Here is a 22,632-nt window from a genome sequence, read left to right on the forward strand (position 1 = left end):
TGAAGACAAAAACCCATTACAAAGAGCAGAGTTTAAGCTTTATAAAGAAATAGATACAAAGTTTGAAAATCCTATAGCAACAGCTATAAGTGATGAAAGTGGAAAAGTACAATTTGAAAATGTAGAGTATGGAGAGTACACTATAAAAGAATCAAAAGCTCCGGAAGGATATCTTCCTTCAAGCGAAATACTAACTGCTATCATAACTGAAGATGGAAAGGTAGTAAAAGCGAACCCTGAAAGTATATCTAATACAAAAATTAGAGGAAGTATAGAGTTTACTAAGCTAGACGAAGATAAAAACCCATTACAAGGAGCAGAATTCAAGATTTATAAAGAAGTTGATACAAAGTTTGAAAATCCTATAGCAACAGCTATAAGTGATGAAAATGGAAAAGTACAATTTGAAAATGTAGAGTATGGCAAGTACACTATAAAGGAAACAAAAGCTCCAGAGGGATATGTTATTCTAGAGGAAGTACTAACTGCTAATATAACTGAAAATGATAAAACTGTAAAAGCAAATCCTGAAAGTGTGTCTAACACAAGAATTAGAGCTTCGATTCAAGTTAAAAAATTAGATCAAGATAAGAAGCCTTTAAAAGGAGCAGAATTTACATTATACGATTCAGAGGGTAAAGAAATTAAAACTTTTGTATCAGGAGAAGATGGTACTGTGTTATTTAAAGATATTCTTTATGGAGAATATACAATAAAAGAAACAAAAGTTCCTGAAGGATATTTAGCTTCAGAAGGCACAATAAAGGTATTTGTAGACAAAGATGGTGAGATATACAGCTATGAGGTGGTAAACAACAGAATTAAGGGCAGTATTGTAATTACTAAAACTGATATGAATGGAAAAGTGCTTCAAGGTGCAGAATTTACCTTATATGACAGAGTGGGCAAAGAAGTAACGACTGTAGTTTCTGATAAGGATGGTATTGCAGCTTTTAATGATGTGGATTATGGTAGTTATACTATTAAAGAAACTAAAGCTCCTAAGGGATATATTTTAAGTAAGGAAGAATTACAAGTTAAGGTTAATTCTACGGAAATACAAAAATTCACTGTTAAAAATGAAGCTGAGAATATTGTTAATAAAATAATAAATGTTTTGCCAAAGACTGGTGGGGTATTTGATTATAAACTTATAATTGGAGCATTAACAATTATAGGTGGTGTTGGTCTAGTATCAAAAAGAAAAAAATAAAAGTAAAAAATTAAAATATAAAAATAGATATTTAAAATAAAAAGTAAGACATATATTTTAAATTCTATGTATATGTAAAGAAGGCTATTGTAAAATACAACAGCCTTTTTACTTTAAACAAAAATTGCCTATTTAAATTTATTAATTATTTCCTATACACATATTAGCTAAATCATTACCAAATGAAATGGAATCTTTTGGTACCCAAACTTCTTCAGTTTTCTTGCCAAAGTTCATTTTTACTTTTTCAAATTCAAAAGTAGTTGATTTAACATCAGTTGAAGGAGTTAATGCATTAATATTTTCAATTATTTTTTTGATGAAAATTTCTGATACTTTAGTCATATCAGAAATTTGTTTGCTTTGTACTTCAGAAATAGTGTCATCACCAGCTTTAGTACTTGCTTCAACCATATTAACATATGTAGTTGATATTTTAACTTGAGATATTTCTTTATCACTAGAAACAACTTCTATAGTAGGTTTTAATTTTCTTAAAGCTTCTATTTGAACGTTATAAATTTGATCTAACTGCTCATCAGTAATAGGTAGACCAGCTTGTACAAAACCAGCTTTAGTAGCTTCATTCATTGATTTTTTCTGAATTTCTGCCATAGATGTAATTTCATCATTTGTAACACCAAGTTTTTCAAATTCGGCGCTATCTTGTAAAATAACTAAGTCATAAAAGGCTTTTGCAGTTTGATCAATAGGAATAGTCTTTTTACTACATCCTAAAAAAATTGATGAAAGACTTAACAACATAACGATACAAAGAATACTAGGTTTTATAAATTTTTTCATATGTAATTCCCCTTTGTTTTTAAAATTTGTAAATTGTTTTTATTTGGATAATTCTTATTTAAAGCAATTATATATTATAATAAAATTTACCAAATATCAATTATTTTTGAAATAAAAGTTATTGAAATACATATTTATATATTTTTATAGTTTATAATATAATTACATAAAACTGTAATGGGGGATAAATATGAAGATAAAAAAATATATTATAATAATTATTATAGTAATTGTTTCATCTATTGCTTCATTTCAATTAGGAATGAAGTATAGTACTACGAAAAAATATAATTGGGACAAGACCTGCTATCTAAGGGGAATGCATAATAAGATGGTTAGTACTGCATACCATATAACAGCAATAAAGAATAATGTTGATGAAATAAATAAAAATAAGGGTGAAGCTAATCCTTTTAAGGATATATTAGAAGAGCTTAGTTTCATGATTAATGCTTGTAATGAAGGAACTTATTATATGTTCGATGATTTAGTACAGAGAGAGACTTCATATAATCTTTTTAACTCTTTTGAGTTGATTAAAGACTCTATTGAGGAAGGGGTAGTTTTAGATGATGAAAGAATTTGTTATGGATTCTGGGAAGATAAGGTTATTTCTGAAAATGAAATATTATTTCTTGATTCTGTTCAAAAAGAATTAGAAAGCATTATAGATAATATGCATGAGGAAAATACAACAAAGGTAAGACTAGAGCTATCTACCGGTGAATTTGATCAAATAGTTAGTGAGTTCACAAGAAAATATGAATGGTCAAATGTGACTGAGCTTGGACTTAAAAATTAATAAATTACTTATATAGGTTATAAAAATATTTAAGGGAGCTTATTTTAAAAAGCTCCCTTTGTTTATATTATAAGCATTTAATTTATTTTCTTTCCTTAATAATCCCTTTTCTAAAGGCATTTAAAAGCATTTGAAGGTAATGAATTTGACTTATTAAATCCTTACCTATATCAGTATCCCTAACCTTTAGTCTTCTAGAGTTAAATTCTAAAATGAAGTTGGTAGATATGATATCTTTCCCCTCATCAATGGCTGTTTGAGTTGATTCAAAAGGCTCATGCTGAACTAATTGAAGGCCATAGGAATTAAAAATTAAAGTATAGCCTGCAATGCCTGTCTCAGGTTGGTAAGCTTTAGAAAATCCCCCATCTATAACTAAAAGTTTCCCATTAGCCTTTATAGGATTTTCACCTTTAATAGTTTTAACAGGTACGTGTCCATTAATTATATGAGAATGTTTAGGAGAAAGACCAAATTCTAATAATATATTATTACAAACCTCTTCATTATCTCTAAGATTGAAGTAAGGGCATTTATTTTCCTTATGAGTAATCTTATCATTTATAAAATATCTTTCAAAGGTAGCCATTTTATCCTTACCAAAGAGAGGTGAATCAGGGCCACACCATAAATACCACATGTAATCTAAAGCATAATGAGCATTTTTGCTATCACATTCATTAAAATATGCTTCTCTAGTAATTCTATCTACCCTATCTAAATATTCTTTACCGCAGAATTCCTTGTTTCCAAGCTTAACATTCTTAAAAGTGCCATCTTCATTTAAAGGAATTGAGGCATGATATAAAAGATTAGAATTGCTCTTTAAATAAAGGCTACCCTTAGAGTAAAGACATCTAACATGTTTCTCAAGTTTTTCACTATTTAAGAAAGAACTATGAAGCTTAGACATTAATTCTTTTTCTTCATCTGTCAATTTATAAGGATTATTAATATCTATAGTAGGAAAGTTAGTATCATTTAATACATATTCCTTACCACCTATAACAATTGTTCCTTTTTCATAATTAATTTTATCAAGAAGTCTTCTATCATCCATGTTAAATTCAGGATGTCTTTTAATAATTTCACCTTCTAATTTAAACTGTATAATAGAAATTGCCTTATGCATTTGAGCCATAAGTTTTAAGTCTTTTTCTTTAAAGTAATCATTAGTAACTTTTGGTTTAAAGGATTTACATGGATCATTAGAGTATACATCCATAGCAAAACGAGCTAGAGGTAAAATGTTTATACCATAGCCATCCTCTAAGGTTTCTAGATTAGCATATCTAGTACAAATTCTAATAACATTACAAATGCAACTATGATTTCCAGCTGCAGCACCCATCCAAAGAATATCATGGTTTCCCCATTGGATATCATAGGAATGATAATTACATAGAATATCCATAATTATGTGAGCTCCAGGACCTCTATCATAGATATCACCTACTATGTGAAGAGAATCTATAGTCAACCTTTGAATAACATTACAAATTGCAGTTATAAAATCGCTAGCCCTACCAATGGAAATAATAGTATCTAATATTCCATTAAAATAATCTTGTTTATTTGGTCTCGCTTCAGATTCATGAAGTAGCTCCTCTATAATATAGGAAAAGTCTGCAGGAAGAGCCTTTCTAACTTTAGAACGAGTATATTTAGAAGATACATTTCTACATACCTGAATCAATTGATTAAGGGTAATCTTATACCAATCATCAGGATCATCTTCTTTAGAAAGGGCAATATCTATATACTGTTCAGGGTAATATATAAGAGTGCATAAAGCTTTTTTTTCAGATTCTCTAAGGGTATTACCAAAGATATCATTAACCTTTCTTTTTATTACACCTGAAGCATTTTTAAGTACATGTTGGAAAGCTTCATGTTCACCATGAAGATCCGTTAAAAAGTGCTCCGTACCTTTAGGTAAATTTAATATTGCCTCCAAGTTTATAATTTCAGTACAAGCGTCTGATATTGTAGGAAAATTATGAGAAAGAAGTTCAAGGTATTTTAAATCCTTTTCAATTATATCAGCACTTATTTCACAAGTTTCGCTCATGATTATCTCCTTCTTAGCAAATAACTATTCAGATAGTTATAGGTAAAATAGTTATCTATAGATAGTTATATAAAAATTGCTATCTATATAGTTATTTGTAAAATTACTATCTATATAGTTATATGTAATATGCTATATTATAATTATTATATATATGATATTATACATGAAATTTATATAATTTACTAATATCATAGATAAATAGGTTATCATATATCTATATATATTCTACATATATAATTTTAATATAGTAATCAATTTTCTTAGCATCAATAGAGTTTTTATTGGGTATGAATACACAATGAATTATTTTGTATTATTAGAATTGAAAAGATATATTCTACATGATAGGATTAAAGAATAGTAACTATGAAAAATAAACAAACTATATATATAAAATAAGATTAGGAGTGATAAACATGAATAAAATGCTTAACTTAAAACGCTGGGCTTTACTTGGGGCTACCACTGATACTACAAGATTTGGATACAAGATTTTTAGAGAATTAGAGGATAGAGGATACACTGTTTATGGAATAAACCCTAAATATGATTCTATAGATGGAATAAAGTTATATAAATCTATAGAAGAGTTACCAGAATTAATAGATGGAATAAATGTAATAGTTAATCCTAAAATTACTTTAGAAGCTCTTCCAAAAATAAAAGCAAAAGGAATCAAAAATGTATGGTTCCAACCAGGTTCTTTTAATGAAGAAGTTATAGAAGAAGCTAAAAAATTAGGTTTTAACATAGAATTAGAAGACTGTATGCATGTAGAATTATTGAAGTTATAGTCCTTGTTTCGTATAGAAAATGTTAAAAAAAATGTATAATCTATGGATTAGAAAGATCTAACTAACAAATAAACAATAAATAAACTCCAATCTCATTTTTAAATTTGGGTTGGAGTTTATTTATAGGGTAAGACATGGGGGAAGTTCTTATGGGTGAAGCTTTAAATGAAATACTAGATAATATTTCACAAGGAGTTATTGTTATTGATACAGAGGGAATAATAACAACTTACAATAAAAAGGCTAAGGAGATATTTGGAATATTTGAATCTACAAAAATTAGCCATAAGTCAGATAAACTTAAAAAAGATGATCTGGTTTTTATTGTAGATAATAAAGTTGGTGAGGATGATGGGGAACTAGATTATAAGTCCTTTGAGAAGATCGGTATCTATGATAAAAACCTTAAAAAGGGAGATTCAATTTTAGCCTTTGGTATATATAAAAGTTCTAATAATCATGTTAATGAGAATTACAAAATTATAGAAGTAAGTGATCAAAGTGGGGAAGTATATCTTGATGGAGTATATAGGGGATTAAAGTATAGGTTAAGTATAGACTATAGTAAAAAAATATTAGGAATAAATATAAATGACACAATATATAGTATGAATTATAGATATGCTGTTGGACATATGGTGATAATTAGAAATAATGAACTGGTATTTTATCAAAGTAAGGGCTATACAGCTAGAAATGAAAGTTTAAGATACATATTAGAAGAGCGAGTTTTTAGAGAAAAAGGTAAGAATGCACAGGCTATAAATCCTATTGGAGATTTCATTTTTAATGTCCATGAAAGAAATAATGAAATGGATAAATTCTATAGGTGTGCTACTAAAGAAGATAATATAGTAACAAATGAATTTATGAATATTAATGGTATAGCTACATTATCATCAATTATACCGTTATATTCAGAAGAAAATAAAATTGGGGCTATATTAAGAGTTGAAGACATAACAGAATTGAAAGAAGTAATAGAAGAAAGAAACGTTTTATTAAAGAATCTTAAAAGAACAGAAAAATTATTAGAAGATGAAAATATAGCAAGAAGTTTCAAAAAGTTTCAAGGGGTAAGCGCCCATATAAATGATATTAAGAAAATAGCTTATAAATCATCAAAAACAGATTCAACGGTATTAATACTAGGGGAAAGTGGAACGGGAAAAAGTACTTTAGCAGAAGAAATTCATAATATCAGCAATAGGAAAAATAATAAGTTTCTTCACATAAATTGTGCATCTTTACCAGAAAGTCTTTTGGAAAGTGAGCTTTTTGGATATGAAGGTGGAGCGTTTACTAATTCAAGAAAGTCAGGTAAACCAGGACTATTTGAATTAGCTAATAATGGTACTGTATTTTTAGATGAAATAGGAGAAATGCCATTAAAGATTCAAGGTAAACTACTTAATTTTTTACAAAATAAAACCTTTTATAGAATTGGAGGAATAGAAGAAATTAAGGTAGATACCAGAATTATATGTGCTACAAATAAAAATCTTGAACAATTAATAAAAGAAAAGGAATTTAGAGAAGATCTATATTATAGAATCAATATTATACCTATATACATTGAGCCTCTTAGAAATAGAATTGAAGATATACCCATATTGGTGGACAAGTTAATTAAAAATTTATCTAAGAAATTAAAAAAAGAACCCATTACTATGACTAGAGAAGCAATGAACAAATTAATGTGCTTATCTTGGTTAGGAAATATAAGGGAATTAGAAAACGTCCTTGAAAGAACAATAAGTTTAAATGATTCTAATGTAATATATTCTAAAGATATATTAGTATACAATACGAAAAATGAAGCACAAGAAATAAATGAAAGTTTAAAAGTTGGTTTAGAAGAAGCAGAAAAGAAAATAATAATTAACTGTTTAAGAGGTTACAAAGGAAATATTAAGGCTTGTTTAAACATATTAGAAGTTGGAAAAACCAGCTTTTATGATAAATTAAAAAAATATAATATCAATATAAATGATTATAGATAAAATTAAATATAAATATTCCGCTAATGCGGAATAGTGTTCGTAAAAATGAACTGTTTTAAATTCTTACATATTGAGCAAAATCAAAGTTTTAGAAAATAATATTTAGAATAGTTCGAAAATATGGAAAAACATATAAACTATATTTAAAGACTAATAAAAAAATGGCTATTTTAAAGGGATTAATTTAGTAAATATCTTTTAAAAATGTGGCATAGATATTGCTTTACTATTAAAGTAAGAAATTTAGTAGGAGGCAATAGATATGTTACAAAATAGCATTAAAGAAGGAAACTTATATTTTTATGGATGTAATGTTCAGGAATTAGCACAAAAGTACGGTACACCTTTATATGTAATATCTGAGGATTGCATAAGAAGCAAGTGTAAAGAATTAAAGGAAAGTTTCATAGAAAAGTATCCCAATACTAAGGCATTTTATGCAAGTAAAGCCTTTTTGACTTTAGAAATGTGTAAAATAATGAAGGATGAAGGCATGGGAATAGATGTGGTATCAGGTGGGGAACTTTTTGTAGCAATTAGGGCTGGCATTGACCCAAAGGACATAATGTTTCATGGTAATAACAAGACAACAGCAGAATTAAAAATGGCCATAGAGTATAGTGTAGGAAGAATAGTGGTTGATAGTTTAGATGAATTACAAGTGCTTGATGACCTTGCCAATGAAGCAAATAAAGTTGTAGATATCTTATTTAGAATAACTCCAAACATAGATTGCAATACTCATAAGTATATAAGTACTGGTCAAAAGGATTCTAAATTTGGTATTCCATTAGATGATGAAATTATAAAGGAAGCTATAACTATAGCAACAACATCAAGAAATATAAATTTCAGAGGGATCCATTTCCATGTAGGCTCACAATTATTTGATAACTCCTCCCATCTGAAAGCTATAGAAAACGCAATTAGATTGATGAAAAAGCTAAAAAATGATTTAGATATAGAGATAGAAGAGTTAAATGTTGGAGGAGGCTTTGGCATAAAATATTTAGAAAGCGATAAGCCAAAATCTCTAAGCTATTTTATCGATGCAATAATGGAAGCAATTAAGAAAAAAACCTATGAAAATGGACTTAAAATGCCTAAGATTTTTATTGAGCCAGGAAGATGGATGGTTGGAGAAGCTGGTATAACTCTTTACACCGTTGGAACTATTAAGGATATTCCAGGAGTAAGAACTTATGTCTCCATAGATGGAGGATTACCAGACAATCCAAGAACCGCATTATATACAGCAAAGTATCAAGCATATTTAGCAAATAAAATGGACAATGAAAGAAATAAAACAGTTACAATAGCTGGAAAATGCTGCGAATCAGGAGATATACTAATATGGGATTTAATGGTGCCTCATTCTATAGAAAGAGGAGATATTCTTTCAGTTATGAGTACAGGTGCATATAATTACTCCATGGCTAGCAATTATAATAAAATTCCAAAGCCTGCTGTAGTGATGATAAAAGATGGACAAGAAAGAATTATTGTAAGACGTGAAAGCTACGAGGATTTAATTTCCATGGATGTAATTTAATAATTCTAGTTTAAATATGGGTGATATGAGATAATAACTACACATTATAAAATTTCGGGGGGATATAACAATGGAAGGATTTTTTAACTCCATAAATAAAATATTTGAGTTTATAGTACCAGTGGCAGACTTTTTATGGGATTTCCCAACTAATTTTCAATGGTATTCTAACATTCCTATAATAGGAAAGTTTTCTTTAGCCATATTACTTTTAGTAGGATCAGGTATTTATTTCACATTTAAAATGGGATTTGTTCAATGTACTAAGTTTAAAAAAGGGATTAAAATACTTGCAGAGAAGAAATCTCATGAAGCTGGTATTAGTCCTTTAGCATCATTTCTACTAAGTTCAGCCATGAGAATAGGACCTGGAAATATAGTAGGGGTTACAGGAGCAATTAGTGTAGGAGGACCAGGAGCTATATTTTGGATGTGGGTTTCTGCCTTCTTTGGAATGGCTACAGCCTTTGTAGAAGCTGTTTTAGCTCAAATTTTCAAAGAGAAAAAGGACGATGAGTTTGTTGGAGGACTACCTTTTTATGGGATGAAGATTTTAGGAAATAAAAGAGCAATAGGAATAGTACTAGCTGTTTTATTTATTGTATATGCAATGTTCTGTATACCAGCTCAAACCTTTAATATTGTAACTAGTTTAAGTTCAGTAGTAGAAACAATTACAGGAACAGTTTATGAAAGACAATCATTACTATACTATGCAATTACTATATTATTAATAGCTTCAGTTGTAGTTACTGTATTTAAAGGAATAAATGGTGTTACCAAGGTTACAGATAAATTAGTGCCTATAATGGCTATAGTTTATGTAGGAATAACATTAGTAATAATTATATTTAACTTAGATAAAGTACCTGTATTTTTCACAGCAGTATTTGCCGGTGCCTTTAAACCACAAGCCATCTTTGGTGGGGCCTTTGGTGTAGCACTTGCTCAAGGAATAAAAAGAGGTCTTATGTCAAATGAAGCTGGACAAGGTACTATAACTATGGCTGCAGCTACTGCAGACACTGATCATCCAGTAGAACAGGGATTAGTACAAGCTCTAGGAGTATTTTTAGATACTATGGTAATTGCCACAATGACAGGAATAGTTGTAGTTATGGCAAGCCTTTGGGCAGCTGAATCAGGAGTGGCTTGGGAGAGTATAAAAGGTTCTAAGCTAACAGTTTATTTAACCTCTGTACAATATTTAATTCCAGGTACAGCCTTTGACTCAATTGCTACTATAATAATATCTTTATGCTATGGATTATTTGCATTTACAACCTTGCTTGGAATGATTCTATTTGCAGAGATATCAGGAAACTTTATATCAAAAAGTAAGAAATGTATTAATACCATAAGAAGTTTAGGTGCCTTTATATTTGTACCTTTTGGTTGTTTAACAGTTTTATCAGGATTAGAACTAGGGAACCTATGGTATATATCTGACTTAGTAAACATACTAGTTGTATATGCCAATGTACCTATATTACTATTAGGATGTAAAATTGTATTTAAAGCTTTAGATAATTATAATAGCACTAAAGGCGCAAAGTTTAACTCTCTAGATATAGGAATTGAAACTCCTTGCTGGGGAAACTATGGAATTGATGATTATAAAGAAGAGAAAGAAGTATCTATGTAAATATTTAAATTATATAAAAAATAGGATAATAATGTATACTAAAATATTACCCATATGATATAATAAATTATATAAGAAAAAATGGAGGAAACAACTGTGAGATATCTTAATATAAAAAAAGGATATACCCCAATGAGCAGCAGTTCTATGACTAAAACTGCAATATTGAAAACCAAGGGGTTACTGTATCTTTTTTTAAGATGATTTTGCAGGAATAATAGTCCTTCAACTTCAAAAGTAACTCCAAGACTTTATTATAAGATTAAATTCTTAATAATAGAGTCTTTTATTATGCTAATTAACAGAGTTCTTAGCTTCTATGAAGCTTTACTAACAGAAATCATTAGGGGGGAGTTACAATGAATAACGTAAAAGAAAGTTTAAATATAAATAAAATTAATAAAGGGAAGAGCGTAGATTACTTATATAGGATAAAGAAAAATATAAAAATTGATTATATGTATAAGTTTTTATCTTCCATAGATATAAGCTCTGCCATTTGGGTATTATATTTAGCTCATAAAGGCATGTCTCTTATAGAAATAGGACTTTTAGAATCAGTTCACCATATAACTAGTTTAATATGTGAAGTTCCTACAGGAGCTATTGCTGATATTGTTGGAAGAAAGAATACTATAATACTTGGAAGGATAATGTCCGCAATTGGGGCAATCTTAATGCTGTTTTGCAATAGTTTTTTAGGGTTTGCCATTGCCTTTGTAATATCCGCCATATCTTATAATTTAAACTCAGGTTCAGAGGAAGCTTTGGTTTATGACTCCTTAAAGGTTACAGGAGAAGAGGAAAAATACCTAAAGATAAATGGAAATTTAAATTTTATAATTGAAGTAGCCCAAGGAATAGCTGTATTAGTTGGAGGAATATTATCAGATTACTCCTTTACATATAGCTATGGATTAGCAGCCATTGTAAGTATATGTGCACTAGGAATTTCATTTGGATTTAAAGAACCAGAATTTCATGAAGAAGCAAAGAAAAGAGTGACTATAGTAGGTCATTTTAAAAGCTGTTATGAAGTGATGAAATCTAATAAAAAAATTATACTAATAATGATGTTTTTTGAATTAATATTTATGACTGGCACAACTACTCATTTTTATACTCAACAGTATTTTAGTGAAATGGGATACTCAAGAAGTTTCATAGCAATAATCTATGTAATATCAAGTATAGGCTGTGCCATAGGAGCAAAGTTCGCCTATAAAGTAGAAAGAAAATTAAAAAAAACTATGCTTTATATAGTTCCAATGTTAGGAGGAGTGTGGCTTATAGTTCTTATTAGCAGTAAGAATTTAATTGCTATCATAGGATTTATTATGTTTTCTGTAAGTATAAATATCCTATATCCTGTTAGCTCTGACTATATAAATAAGCTTATCCCATCAGCTCAAAGAGCAACCTTAATATCTGTTCAAAGTATATGCTTCAGTATATTTATGATTATGATATTTCCATTATTAGGGGTCATAGGACAAGTAACTTCATTAAGGGTAGCTTTTATAGTACTTGCAGTAATTCTTTTCATAATAAGCTTTGGGAGCAGAAGAATTTTAAAGGGGAATAGTTGTTTCAAAGTTTTGTAAATTGTGATAATATTATCTATATTGGGTGGTGTAGAATAAATATGAAAATTCAAAACAAAAAAACAGGTATAGCAGTGCTTATTTTAATATCAATGGAGCAGGCTATTAAAATAGTAATTAATAACAATTTTCTTGACAAAAAATTTCCTATATGGCCTCCTTTATTATACTTTAAGCCTATGTTCAATAGGGACTATTCATGGTTTAATTCTATGTTGCAATTAGGTATCGGTAAATGGATTCATATTTCAATAGTAGCAATTATGAGTATATTAATATATGTGTTTTATAAATATCTAAATAAGCAATTTGGACCTAACAAAACTATTAATATTATGTATGCTTTCATATTTTCTGGTGCTATGTGTTCATTAATTGACAAGATTTTTTGGAATGGTAGTTTAGACTATATATTAGTAAATGGTTATTTTACCTTTGACTTAAAAGATGTATATATTAATATTTTTATGGGGTTGCTAATCTTAGCATTGCTCTTTAAAAACAAAGTTTTAAATCAAATTGATGATGATATAGTAAAAGATTTTACTAAATATATTCTACGAAAATTATAACCATATATTTCATCATGAAAAGAACAAGAATTAAAAGTTGCAGTTAAGTAACATTGTTCTAAAATTATTTGCCAACTTCTAAATAAATAATGGAAACAAGAAAAGTCGCATGTGGAATTAATATTCAACATGTGGCTTATTTTTATATGTATGTAGGGTGTACCCGTTCTATTGATAAATTGACACTTCTATCACCATTCTTATTTTTCTTTCCGAATATTTCCACTGCAATTCAATTCCCTATGTAAGTCCCCATAATTAATATATATTATTGTTAGCTTATATAACTAAATTACTTAATTACTTTCACTCTTCTCTTGTTCTGATTCATTAAGTCCTTCATTAAATCCTTCTTTAAATCCATCAATGAATCCGCAACCTACAAGGCTTAAAGCTATAATTGCACATAAAAAAACACTTATTAATCTCTTTTTCATAACATTACCTCCATCTTTACATATACAATTATACCAATGGAGTGATATTATTACAATAATTTGATTAAATCTCCACCCTTGAGCAATATTCCGAAACGGTTGAGCATTAATAATATAAGTGCTTATTCAATATTTATTTAGATTAGCTTTTTTGCGAAGTCCCAATTAGCGAAGCTTTTTAGACAAACGTTGGATCAAATGGATTTTCAGTAAATATTGACTTCAAAATAAGAGAGACGTTGAATGAAAAACTAACTTCCGTTTTAGCGCAAGCTATTGCAACCACAAGAGTAAAGTCAGTTTTAAAGCCTAAATTTGTGGTCAAAAGACCTAAAACAAGCTATAATTTATATAAGATAACCATTTTTTAGGGATTATAAGCAAGCTTAATAAGCCTACGGAAATCAGCTTGCAAAACTAAGTTCCGTTTGCTTCAACTTTGCATGATTAAATTCCGCTGATATTTGCCTTAAATTTTGATATCTTATTTTTTAAAAAGTGCAGGTTTTAGATGTATTTCATCTGCAGCTATATATTTTTTGCCTTATTCGGGGAGGATATTTGATGAAAGAAAGGTTTAAAATAATAAAATATTTTATAATTGCTTTATTAATTTTAATACCAGGAATAAAATTGTTTCTTGATTTACAATTTGGAATTACACTATTGAATGATGACAAAATCATTTATACATACATTGCTATCTATTCTATTTTAGCAATAGTTTTAATATTTATGATGAAAAAATTTTTTTGCATGGTGATAGCAATTATATTTTTGTTCATTTATGTATTTACATTACATATTGGTAATAGTTTAGATGATAGATTTCGTACTTCAGAAGAATATACCTCACCAAATAATGAAAATATATTAATAGTAAATATTCAAACTTCATGGTACCCAAGTGCTAATGTAAGATTTTATAAAAAAGTAGGCTCTTTCTTTAAAAAAACAATTAAGGCACCTAAAATAGAAGGCGAGTTTAATGATGATCGCGTTATAAGAATGGACATTTCATGGGAAGATGATAATACTGCGGTAATAAGTGGATTTATTGTTAAAAGAAATAGGGATAAACTTGAAAAGATTAAGGGAAATTTTCCAGATAAATGTGACTATGAAATAATAGATAACAATCTGTATTTAAAATTGGAATAATTAAGGAACTCCACAGAAGTTATTCTATGGAGTTCCTTAGTGTTTATATTATTTTCTTTATAGAAGTCTTCTTAATTTACTTATAAAAGTAAATGGTATAAACTGAATTTATTTGAATGTTATAGCTTTATATGATTATATATTTTACTAGTTATATCTTATTTTAGTTAATTATACTCATCATTAAGTGGCTCTGCTGCTTTAGATTCTCTTATACAAACGATATATTGAAAAAAATCTAACATGTTTGCTTCTAGTTCTTCTCCATTATAAGTATAATACATTGGTGTTTCAGAAAAAGGTGAATCCTCACCTGTTAATTTATAAATATTCAAATTGCCTTCTAATAAATCATTAGTTTCCTTAACTTGTGGATAAACAACTGCGAACTTATGTGGGGAATATCTACCATTCCCTGATATATTAATTTTCTCACAATTATCATAGTTATATATTACTGTCAAAAGCTTATCTTTAAATATTGAGTCATCAGAATTTAGATAGGCAGCAAACCACATTTTATCTTTTTCTTTACTTTGAAATGTATGGTTAAGTCCCCATTGTCCATAATACTTTCCCTTAGGCAATTCCTTTTGAAGAATTTTAAAGTTTTCATATATCATTTTATCTCTAGTGTTATCCCAATCAATATGATTATCCTTATGCTTATAAGCTTCTATTCGATTTAATACGTTAAAATTTACAAGGTTAAAACTAGTGAATTTTTCTCCAAGATACTTTCTATATATATCTTCCTTCTTTTCTATATCCTCTTGCAATTCCTTTGAACATTGAGCAGAAGTTTCATCAAATTTATCTGAATCCATAATGGCTAAATCTTTAAATTCACTTTCATCTTCTAAATCTATAGAACTATAGTTTTCTTTTAAATACTCTTGGATGATTTTTTTATTCTCAGGTGATTGTTCTAAAATTTTATCAGAGAATTCAATTGAATGTTCCTCTTTCTATATAATAAGCTATATCAATAGTTCATTTACGTTCATTTGGCAATATTATATTTTGAAAATAATTTATATATTTTACAATTTAAGTTTCTTTTATAAATTAGCTATTAAAGTAAGTTTCACTTAAATTTACTTCTAAAAGTCTAAATAATTTTAAAATAAGAAACTTAAGTTAAGATTTAGACTTTTCAAGTATCTTTTATTTAATTAAAAGTTTATTTTGATATACTTTAAAGGTAACCATTTTAATATTTGCTTTCTGTAAGCAAACAAATAAATATGTATAAATTGACAGAAGTTAACGCTATAAATATATTAAATTTGTTATTTAATGAAAAATGTAATAATATAGTAAAAAATATACTAAAGTGATTTATTAGAATTGAAGGTGAGATTTTGAAAAATAAACTTATAAAGATTGAATTGAGTAGAGCGATTAAAAGTAAAACTATGGCTCTTGTACTTTTTTTAGGGCTATTAATTACAGTGTCACAAATTTTTACATATGTTATCCCAATAGCCAATTTTAATGAAAGGGTTGTGGTGGATAATTATCCAATGGCGTCCCCAACCACCGTATTTCAGGCGTGGATTGGTAATATTAATATACTTCCACAGAGCTATATATTTTTTGCCTTATTGCCATTGTTAGCGGCAATACCATTTGCAGATACCTTTTTTACTGACAGAAAAAGTGGATATATAAAAAATGTTCTTATTAGAACGAAAAAGAAGGATTATTTTTTAGCAAAATATATAGCTACCTTCATTTCAGGTGGATTAGCTATAACTATACCACTACTTGTTAATTTGATTATTGCAGCTATGTTTTTACCCTCATTTGTACCTCAAGTAACTCAAAGCTTTGCAATAGGACCAACACATTTATGGAGTAAATTATTTTTTACACATCCTTATATATATTTAATTGGATTTTTAATGATAGATTTTATTTTTAGTGGATTGATAGCTACTATTGGGTTATCAGTGAGTTTCTTCATTGAATATAGGTTCATGGCGTTAATTACACCATTTATAGTATATATATTTGTTTACACAGTACTAGGTTCTTTTAATTTAGCTAAATATATTCCCTTCTATTTTTTGCAGCCAGGATTTGAAGTATGTAATGGATATGTAGTTTTAGGAGAAATTATTGGATTATCAATCATTACATTTGGTATGTTTTTCTTCAAGGGAGTGAAAGATGATATATACTAATTTAAAAAATTGGACAAAAGAGTTTTTAAGAAATATAAAATGTAACTATCTAATAATCATAGGATATATGATTATTTTAGCTATTATAATTTTATTTCATATTAGAAGTGGAGTGTTTACTCATAATGTTCAAAGTGTGGCAGATGCATTTATATACGTATCAGCATATTGGTTTTTTGGAATTGAAATTATGATTTTAGCAAATTTTATGCTTTTTAACATTATTAAAGATGACCTAAGGATAAATAGTATTATAAAACAAAAAAGTAGGACTTTATTATGGATAAAGCAGGTATATAAGATAAGCCTATTATCTATATTTTCTTCAATATGGATTTCCCTTTGCACTTATTTCTTTGGGGGATTAATGACTACACACTTTATAAACTGGAATAATGTGAATAGTATTTACTTTAAAATAAATAAAACTGTATGTAGCTCTATAAGTTTAAACTATGTAATTACAATGTTTTTATTATGTTCCTTTATCAGAATTGTTCTAATATTAACTATTTCATTATTAATATATTGGATAACAAATAAGAAGATTATAAGCTGGTTGTTTGTTGTAACCTTGGGATTTTTAGAAATTTCAGTACCAATTGTATGTAAAGTGATAAATATTGATTACACAGCAATTAATAGCATCTATAAATTAATTATTGGGTTTTTATATGGCATAGTTCTTATATTAATAGCAATAATATTAGGAGTTATTCTGGGAAAAAGAAAGGAATTTTATTATGAATAATATAAAATTTGGTGATGAAAAGAAAAAAGGAAGTTTCTTTTTACAGATTAAACATGATTTTTATAAAGGTACTATAGAGGGATGGAAAAGATATGCAATAGCCCTATGTATATTTATATTTTTATGTTTTGTATTTCAAATAAGAGCTGAAAAAATTATACAATTTAATAAGATTAGTAAAGAAATCTCTTTTTCAGATTTTATATTATTTATGTTTAGAGGAATGAATGTTTTTGATGGAAATGCAGTTGAACTACAAGATAAGCTGCCTCAATGGTTTTTAGTAAATATATATTTAAGCATTATCATTGGATATTTTCCATTGAAGGATTTAAGTGAATCAGGAATTCAGGTATTAATTAGAACTAAAAGCAGAGTTTCATGGTGGCTTTCTAAGTGTCTATGGGTCATATATAATGTTCTAATCTATTATACGATTTTTATCATTGTCATAACAGTTTTTTCACTTTTCCACGGAGGATTATCACTGGAACTATCAAAGGAGCTAAATCTGATATTATCAAATCTAGACATTTCAAAGTTTAATTTTAAAGGAATACTCGTAGTCGGAATAATACTTCCACTTATTACATCCATTACTTTTTCATTAATACAATTATTAATTTCACTCTTTACTAATTCAATTATAAGTAACATGTTTATCATTACTGTTTTAACTCTAACACCTTTTTATTGTAATTCATTTTTTATAGGTAATTATTTAATGATATTACGTAGTAATTTAAACATTGGAGACAGTGGAGTAAGTATAGTATATGGAATAGTTATATGTGTAGTATTATCAATAGCAACCATATTTATAGGAGCAAATAAAATTAAAAGGTATGATATTTTAGAAAAGTAATTATTTAAATGAGAAAATAAGGAGCATGAATATGGAGATAGAAGTAAGAAACTTAACAAAAAGAATTTCAGGAAATTTAATTCTTGATAATATAAATATAAAAATGACCAATGGTAAAATATATGGATTAAAAGGAAAAAATGGTTCAGGGAAAACTATGTTAATGCGAGCTATTTGTGGTCTTATTTTACCAACTGAAGGTGAAGTTATAATTGATGGACAAGTTCTTGGAAAGGATATTTCTTTTCCAAACAGTTTGGGAGCCTTAATTGAAAGTCCAGGTTTTATTTCTAATTATTCCGGATTTAAAAATCTTAAAATATTATCAGAAATACAAGGCAAGATAGATGATAATAAAATTAATGAAGTATTAACTATGGTTGGACTTGATCCAAAGGAAAAAAAGAAGTTTAAAAAGTATTCATTAGGTATGAAACAAAAACTAGGAATAGCAGCTGCAATAATGGAAGAGCCTGAGATAATTATTCTAGATGAACCAACTAATGCCCTTGATGAAAGTAGTGTAATATCTTTAAGAAAAACATTACAAAAATATCGTGATGCAGGAGCATTAATAATTATTTCATGTCATGATAGTGAGGAACTAGAATTTTTATCTGATGAAATTTTCTTTATGGAAAATGGAAGGTTAAAACCATATAATAAACGCCAAAAGGAAGGTGATAGTTATGAAGAAGAAAAGTAAAGTAATATCACTGGCTATTATTTTTATTTTAGTTATAGTAATTGGACTAAGATATAATTACATAAACAATAAGTATCCTCAGGCACCTGTAGAAGCTTATAACCTAGGGGATACCTTTGAATATAGAGGAATTACAGTAAAGGTAGAAAAAGCTAAGTTTATATCTGACAATGAAATAAAAAATATGAATCTAGAAGAATCTACTTTTTTTGAGAATGATGAAAGAAAAGCTATTGTAGCAACAGTTAACTTCAAGAATACAAGTAGTAAAGAGCAAAGCATAGAATGTGATTTTTTTGAAGCAGAATCTATTGATTGGCATAATGGTTTAAATTATGAAATGTTTATTACAATTAATGGAGAAGAGGCAAGTCCAAGCTTAACTTTAGCCCCAAATGAAGAAATCACATTAGATTTACCCTATGAAATGTTTGATTTTCAATATGATAAAAGTAGTTGGAAAAGAATTGAGGAAGTAAAATTTCGTTTAACATTAGATATATATCCAATAAAAAAGTATGTTAAACTTGAGATTTAATAATATATAAGCTCTAAGTAGTTATTGTTAAAGTTAATAACAAAAAAACTAGGGGAGTTATCTTTGTAAATACTTTACGTATATAAGGTAAAATTTTCAAGATATAATAAAATGCATAGAACTTAAAATGATTAATCAAATTATATTTTAAAAGTTTAAGATAGGGTTAACGTACCCTATTAAATAAGGGGGAAGACAATTGAAAATTAAAAAAAATATTTTTAAAGGAATTATGTTAGGAATGACGCTTATGACCATTATGTCAGCTAAATTAACTATCGCAGAAGCAAATAACTATACAGACACTGGATTTGGAGGTTTTTACTCAGGATATAATACTGTGAATACGGAGTACAGACCTAAGGAAGATGACTCTTCGTCATATATAAATAATTCAGGGTCACCTTGTGGTGTTTATGTTGATGTATGGGGTGCTAGAGGTAAGTTTGAAATTGCTAGAGATGGCAGAGGAATGGTTTTTTATAAATATGACGGACAAGAAGCTTCTTGTAATGTTAGTCAGAATAATGTATTAGTAGGAAAAGGACAAGCTAAAAAGTTACCTAACTATGTAAATGAAAGAAATTATAATGCTGGATCACTTAGAATGACAGGAACTCAATTAAGGGTAAATTTATCAGGGTTATGGAGTCCAGATAGTATATAATAAAATATCGAAAATAAAATAGTATACTTATGATTTGATTAATTGTTTGAGTTATATTTATAAAAATTTATCAAGATAGGATTAAAGGACATCCTATTCTTAGAGGGGGAAGACAATTGAAAATTAAAAATAATATTTTTAAAGGAATTATGTTAGGAATGGTACTCATGACAATAATGACAGTAAAAGTACCTATTGCTGAAGCAAATAACTATGTAGATACTGATTTTAAAGAGTTTTATTCTGGATACAATATAGTGGAAACAAAATATAGATATAAGTCAGATGACTCATCAGCATATATATTTAATTTAGGTTCACCTTGTAGTGTTTACGTTGATGTATGGGGGGGCTATGCTGTCTTCGACGATGCTGGTAATGCTTCTGTTAGACCAACTCAGCAAGAATGCTGCAATTACAATGGAAATGTATTAGTAGGTAAGGGACAAGCTAAAAAGTTACTTAATAATGTAAATGAAAAAGGTTATAATGCTGCACAACTTCGTATGACAGGAAATCAATTAAGGGTATATTTATCTGGAAAATGGAGTCCAGATAGCATATAATTTAAGGATAAATTTAAGAAAGAAGATTGTAGGATATATATTTGTATTTTACAATCTTTTTTAACGAAAATCTTAAAAGTGTTCAAGTTGAAGGTTTTTAGTATACATTTTGACATGTTCAATATTATAAAAAAATATAATTTTATATTAGTATTGTGTTGGGAGATTAAAAAATGAAAGAAAAAATGGGGAGATTAATTTTAAAAATTATTATAGCAACCATGTTTATTTGCAGTGTCTATATACTTATAGTTAAAGGTATGCCTATTCCAGGAAAAAATGTTTGGAATAATGAAGAAGTAGCAGAGGAAGATGTAGGAAATCTTGAAAAAGAAGAAAGTGAATTAAGGCTATATGAAATAGGAGAAGAGATTACATTTGGACCCTATACATATAAAGTTAATTCGGCAATGGAATCAAAAGAAAAAGGAAACTTTCCTGCACCTACAGATTATTCAAAAAGATATACATTTGATGAAAATGGCAACATAACTGGAGATAATTCTTATGTAGTAGTCAATTTAACTATTGTGAATAATACAAAAGAAGTTAAGGTACTCTACTTAAACAGCATGGGATTAGCGGTATATAAAAATAATAATACTAATGAATGTGATTATAGTGAATGTTTATCTTCAAGTAAACTAGAAGGTTATGGAAGAAAAGATTATTTTAGTACACAGCTTGAGCCATCAGTAGAATATACCTATGATCTTGTATTTATAATTCCAGATGAATCATTAAAAACCAATGAAGGTCAGCTTGTAATTAGAAGACAAGATGCCTCAACAGAAAAAGAATATGAAGATAAGATGAGATGTGTAGAAGTAAAATTTCATTAAATGAATATTCATATAAGGAGGTAAAAAGTGAAAGGAAAAATGGGTAAAGTAATTTGCATAATAATTATAGCAGGAATGTTTATTTGCAGTATCTATATACTTATAGTTAAAGGTATGCCTATTCCAGGAGAAAATGTTTGGAAGAATGAAGAAGTAGCAGAAGATGAAGGAAATCTTGAAAAAGAAGAAGCAAAAGAAGAAAGTGAAAAAAGGATTTTTCAAGTAGGAGAAGAGTTTACCTTTGGACCTTATACATATAAGGTGAATTCAGCAATGGAATCAAAAGAAAAAGGAAACTTTCCTGCACCTACAAATTGGAGTGAACGATATACATTTGATGAAAGTGGAAACATAACTGGAGAGAATTCTTATGTAGTAGTTAATTTAACTATTGTGAATAATACAAAAGAAGTTAAGGAGCTCTACTTAAATAGTATGGGATTAGTAGTATATAAAAATAATAGTACTAATGAATGTGATTATAGTGAATGCGTCTCTTCAAGTAAATTAGATGGTTTTGAGAGAAAAGATTATTTTAGAACAGAGTTTGAGCCATCAGTAGAATATACTTATGATCTTATATTCATAATTCCAGATCAATCATTAAAAACTAATAAAGGGCGGCTTGTAATTGAAAGGCAAGATGCCACAACCAGAAAAGAAGACGAAGATAAGAAAAGACTTGTAGAAGTAAATTTTTAATTTTATTATTAAGCTTTAGAATAGAAAGATAAGAAAAGAAATCCAATGTTGAATTATTTATCAAATATTGTATAGTCAACTATATCAGGAGGTGATTTATATAGAATTTATTACAAAATTTTTTTTGAAGTTCCAGTAGCTATAA

22 protein-coding genes are annotated in these 22,632 nt (G+C 28.0%); 18 read left to right on the plus strand and 4 right to left on the minus strand.

The window, feature by feature from the left end:
• A partial coding sequence (locus B3B03_RS14035) for an MSCRAMM family protein (protein WP_346877635.1) occupies positions 1–1,213 on the plus strand: 1,213 nt, incomplete at its 5' end.
• 141 nt (positions 1,214–1,354) lie between these two features.
• Here B3B03_RS14035 and B3B03_RS14040 read toward each other — a convergent pair.
• On the minus strand, positions 1,355–1,978 hold the full coding sequence (locus tag B3B03_RS14040; RefSeq protein ID WP_346877636.1) for a hypothetical protein: 624 nt from the start codon (positions 1,976–1,978) through the stop codon (positions 1,355–1,357).
• A gap of 229 nt (positions 1,979–2,207) precedes the next feature.
• Between B3B03_RS14040 and B3B03_RS14045 the strand changes: the two genes are divergently transcribed.
• A complete protein-coding gene (locus tag B3B03_RS14045) occupies positions 2,208–2,819 on the plus strand; it encodes a hypothetical protein (protein WP_346877637.1) in 612 nt (203 codons plus the stop codon).
• An 82-nt stretch (positions 2,820–2,901) separates the two neighbouring features.
• Here B3B03_RS14045 and B3B03_RS14050 read toward each other — a convergent pair whose 3' ends face one another.
• On the minus strand, positions 2,902–4,890 hold the full coding sequence (locus tag B3B03_RS14050; RefSeq protein ID WP_346877638.1) for a fructose-1,6-bisphosphatase: 1,989 nt from the start codon (positions 4,888–4,890) through the stop codon (positions 2,902–2,904).
• Positions 4,891–5,309: 419 nt separating this feature from the next.
• On the opposite strand from B3B03_RS14050, the gene B3B03_RS14055 reads away from it, so the two are divergent.
• The 6 genes from B3B03_RS14055 (at position 5,310) to B3B03_RS14080 (ending at position 13,063) form a co-directional block, all read left to right on the plus strand.
• Positions 5,310–5,687, plus strand: a complete 378-nt coding sequence (locus B3B03_RS14055) for a CoA-binding protein (protein WP_051823942.1) — start codon at positions 5,310–5,312, stop codon at positions 5,685–5,687.
• Between the two features lie 149 nt (positions 5,688–5,836).
• A complete protein-coding gene (locus B3B03_RS14060; protein WP_346877639.1) occupies positions 5,837–7,690 on the plus strand; it encodes a sigma-54 interaction domain-containing protein in 1,854 nt (617 codons plus the stop codon).
• 262 nt (positions 7,691–7,952) lie between these two features.
• Positions 7,953–9,242 carry a diaminopimelate decarboxylase gene (gene lysA, locus B3B03_RS14065; RefSeq protein ID WP_346877640.1) on the plus strand — a complete coding sequence of 430 codons (1,290 nt, stop codon included), beginning with the start codon at positions 7,953–7,955 and terminating at the stop codon, positions 9,240–9,242.
• Between the two features lie 70 nt (positions 9,243–9,312).
• Complete coding sequence (locus B3B03_RS14070) at positions 9,313–10,887, plus strand: alanine/glycine:cation symporter family protein (protein ID WP_035131078.1); 1,575 nt, start codon at positions 9,313–9,315, stop codon at positions 10,885–10,887.
• A gap of 359 nt (positions 10,888–11,246) precedes the next feature.
• The gene (locus B3B03_RS14075; RefSeq protein WP_346877641.1) at positions 11,247–12,491 is read left to right on the plus strand and encodes an MFS transporter; all 1,245 of its coding nucleotides are present in this window, start codon (positions 11,247–11,249) and stop codon (positions 12,489–12,491) included.
• A 41-nt stretch (positions 12,492–12,532) separates the two neighbouring features.
• Positions 12,533–13,063, plus strand: coding sequence for a signal peptidase II (locus B3B03_RS14080; protein WP_346877642.1), 531 nt, complete (start codon positions 12,533–12,535; stop codon positions 13,061–13,063).
• Between the two features lie 296 nt (positions 13,064–13,359).
• Here B3B03_RS14080 and B3B03_RS14085 read toward each other — a convergent pair whose 3' ends face one another.
• Positions 13,360–13,500, minus strand: a complete 141-nt coding sequence (locus B3B03_RS14085; RefSeq protein WP_346877643.1) for a hypothetical protein — start codon at positions 13,498–13,500, stop codon at positions 13,360–13,362.
• Between the two features lie 564 nt (positions 13,501–14,064).
• Here B3B03_RS14085 and B3B03_RS14090 point away from each other — a divergent pair.
• The gene (locus tag B3B03_RS14090; protein WP_346877644.1) at positions 14,065–14,661 is read left to right on the plus strand and encodes a hypothetical protein; all 597 of its coding nucleotides are present in this window, start codon (positions 14,065–14,067) and stop codon (positions 14,659–14,661) included.
• Between the two features lie 167 nt (positions 14,662–14,828).
• Here the strand turns inward: B3B03_RS14090 and B3B03_RS14095 are convergent, their stop codons facing one another.
• Positions 14,829–15,488: a hypothetical protein gene (locus B3B03_RS14095; protein ID WP_346877645.1), complete on the minus strand. Its 660-nt coding sequence runs from the start codon at positions 15,486–15,488 to the stop codon at positions 14,829–14,831.
• A gap of 537 nt (positions 15,489–16,025) precedes the next feature.
• Between B3B03_RS14095 and B3B03_RS14100 the strand changes: the two genes are divergently transcribed.
• The 9 genes from B3B03_RS14100 (at position 16,026) to B3B03_RS14140 (ending at position 22,487) form a co-directional block, all read left to right on the plus strand.
• Complete coding sequence (locus B3B03_RS14100; protein WP_346847103.1) at positions 16,026–16,850, plus strand: hypothetical protein; 825 nt, start codon at positions 16,026–16,028, stop codon at positions 16,848–16,850.
• Positions 16,837–17,601, plus strand: coding sequence for a hypothetical protein (locus B3B03_RS14105; protein ID WP_346877646.1), 765 nt, complete (start codon positions 16,837–16,839; stop codon positions 17,599–17,601). The genes B3B03_RS14100 and B3B03_RS14105 overlap by 14 nt, the downstream gene beginning before the upstream one ends.
• Positions 17,594–18,466 carry a hypothetical protein gene (locus B3B03_RS14110; RefSeq protein ID WP_346847105.1) on the plus strand — a complete coding sequence of 291 codons (873 nt, stop codon included), beginning with the start codon at positions 17,594–17,596 and terminating at the stop codon, positions 18,464–18,466. Before B3B03_RS14105 ends, B3B03_RS14110 begins: the two co-directional genes overlap by 8 nt.
• A gap of 31 nt (positions 18,467–18,497) precedes the next feature.
• Positions 18,498–19,172 (plus strand): ATP-binding cassette domain-containing protein, encoded by a 675-nt coding sequence (locus B3B03_RS14115; protein ID WP_346847106.1) that lies wholly within the window; start codon positions 18,498–18,500, stop codon positions 19,170–19,172.
• Positions 19,156–19,710 (plus strand): hypothetical protein, encoded by a 555-nt coding sequence (locus B3B03_RS14120; protein ID WP_346877647.1) that lies wholly within the window; start codon positions 19,156–19,158, stop codon positions 19,708–19,710. The genes B3B03_RS14115 and B3B03_RS14120 overlap by 17 nt, the downstream gene beginning before the upstream one ends.
• 199 nt (positions 19,711–19,909) lie before the next feature.
• Complete coding sequence (locus B3B03_RS14125) at positions 19,910–20,377, plus strand: DUF2712 domain-containing protein (RefSeq protein WP_346847108.1); 468 nt, start codon at positions 19,910–19,912, stop codon at positions 20,375–20,377.
• A gap of 116 nt (positions 20,378–20,493) precedes the next feature.
• On the plus strand, positions 20,494–20,943 hold the full coding sequence (locus B3B03_RS14130) for a DUF2712 domain-containing protein (protein ID WP_346847109.1): 450 nt from the start codon (positions 20,494–20,496) through the stop codon (positions 20,941–20,943).
• A 173-nt stretch (positions 20,944–21,116) separates the two neighbouring features.
• The gene (locus tag B3B03_RS14135) at positions 21,117–21,785 is read left to right on the plus strand and encodes a DUF4352 domain-containing protein (protein WP_346847110.1); all 669 of its coding nucleotides are present in this window, start codon (positions 21,117–21,119) and stop codon (positions 21,783–21,785) included.
• A gap of 27 nt (positions 21,786–21,812) precedes the next feature.
• Positions 21,813–22,487: a hypothetical protein gene (locus tag B3B03_RS14140; protein ID WP_346847111.1), complete on the plus strand. Its 675-nt coding sequence runs from the start codon at positions 21,813–21,815 to the stop codon at positions 22,485–22,487.
• Positions 22,488–22,632 lie beyond the last annotated feature (145 nt).

It is taken from the genome of Clostridium sp. UBA5712, assembly GCF_002419845.1.
In the GTDB taxonomy this organism is placed as follows: domain Bacteria; phylum Bacillota; class Clostridia; order Clostridiales; family Clostridiaceae; genus Clostridium_J; species Clostridium_J sulfidigenes.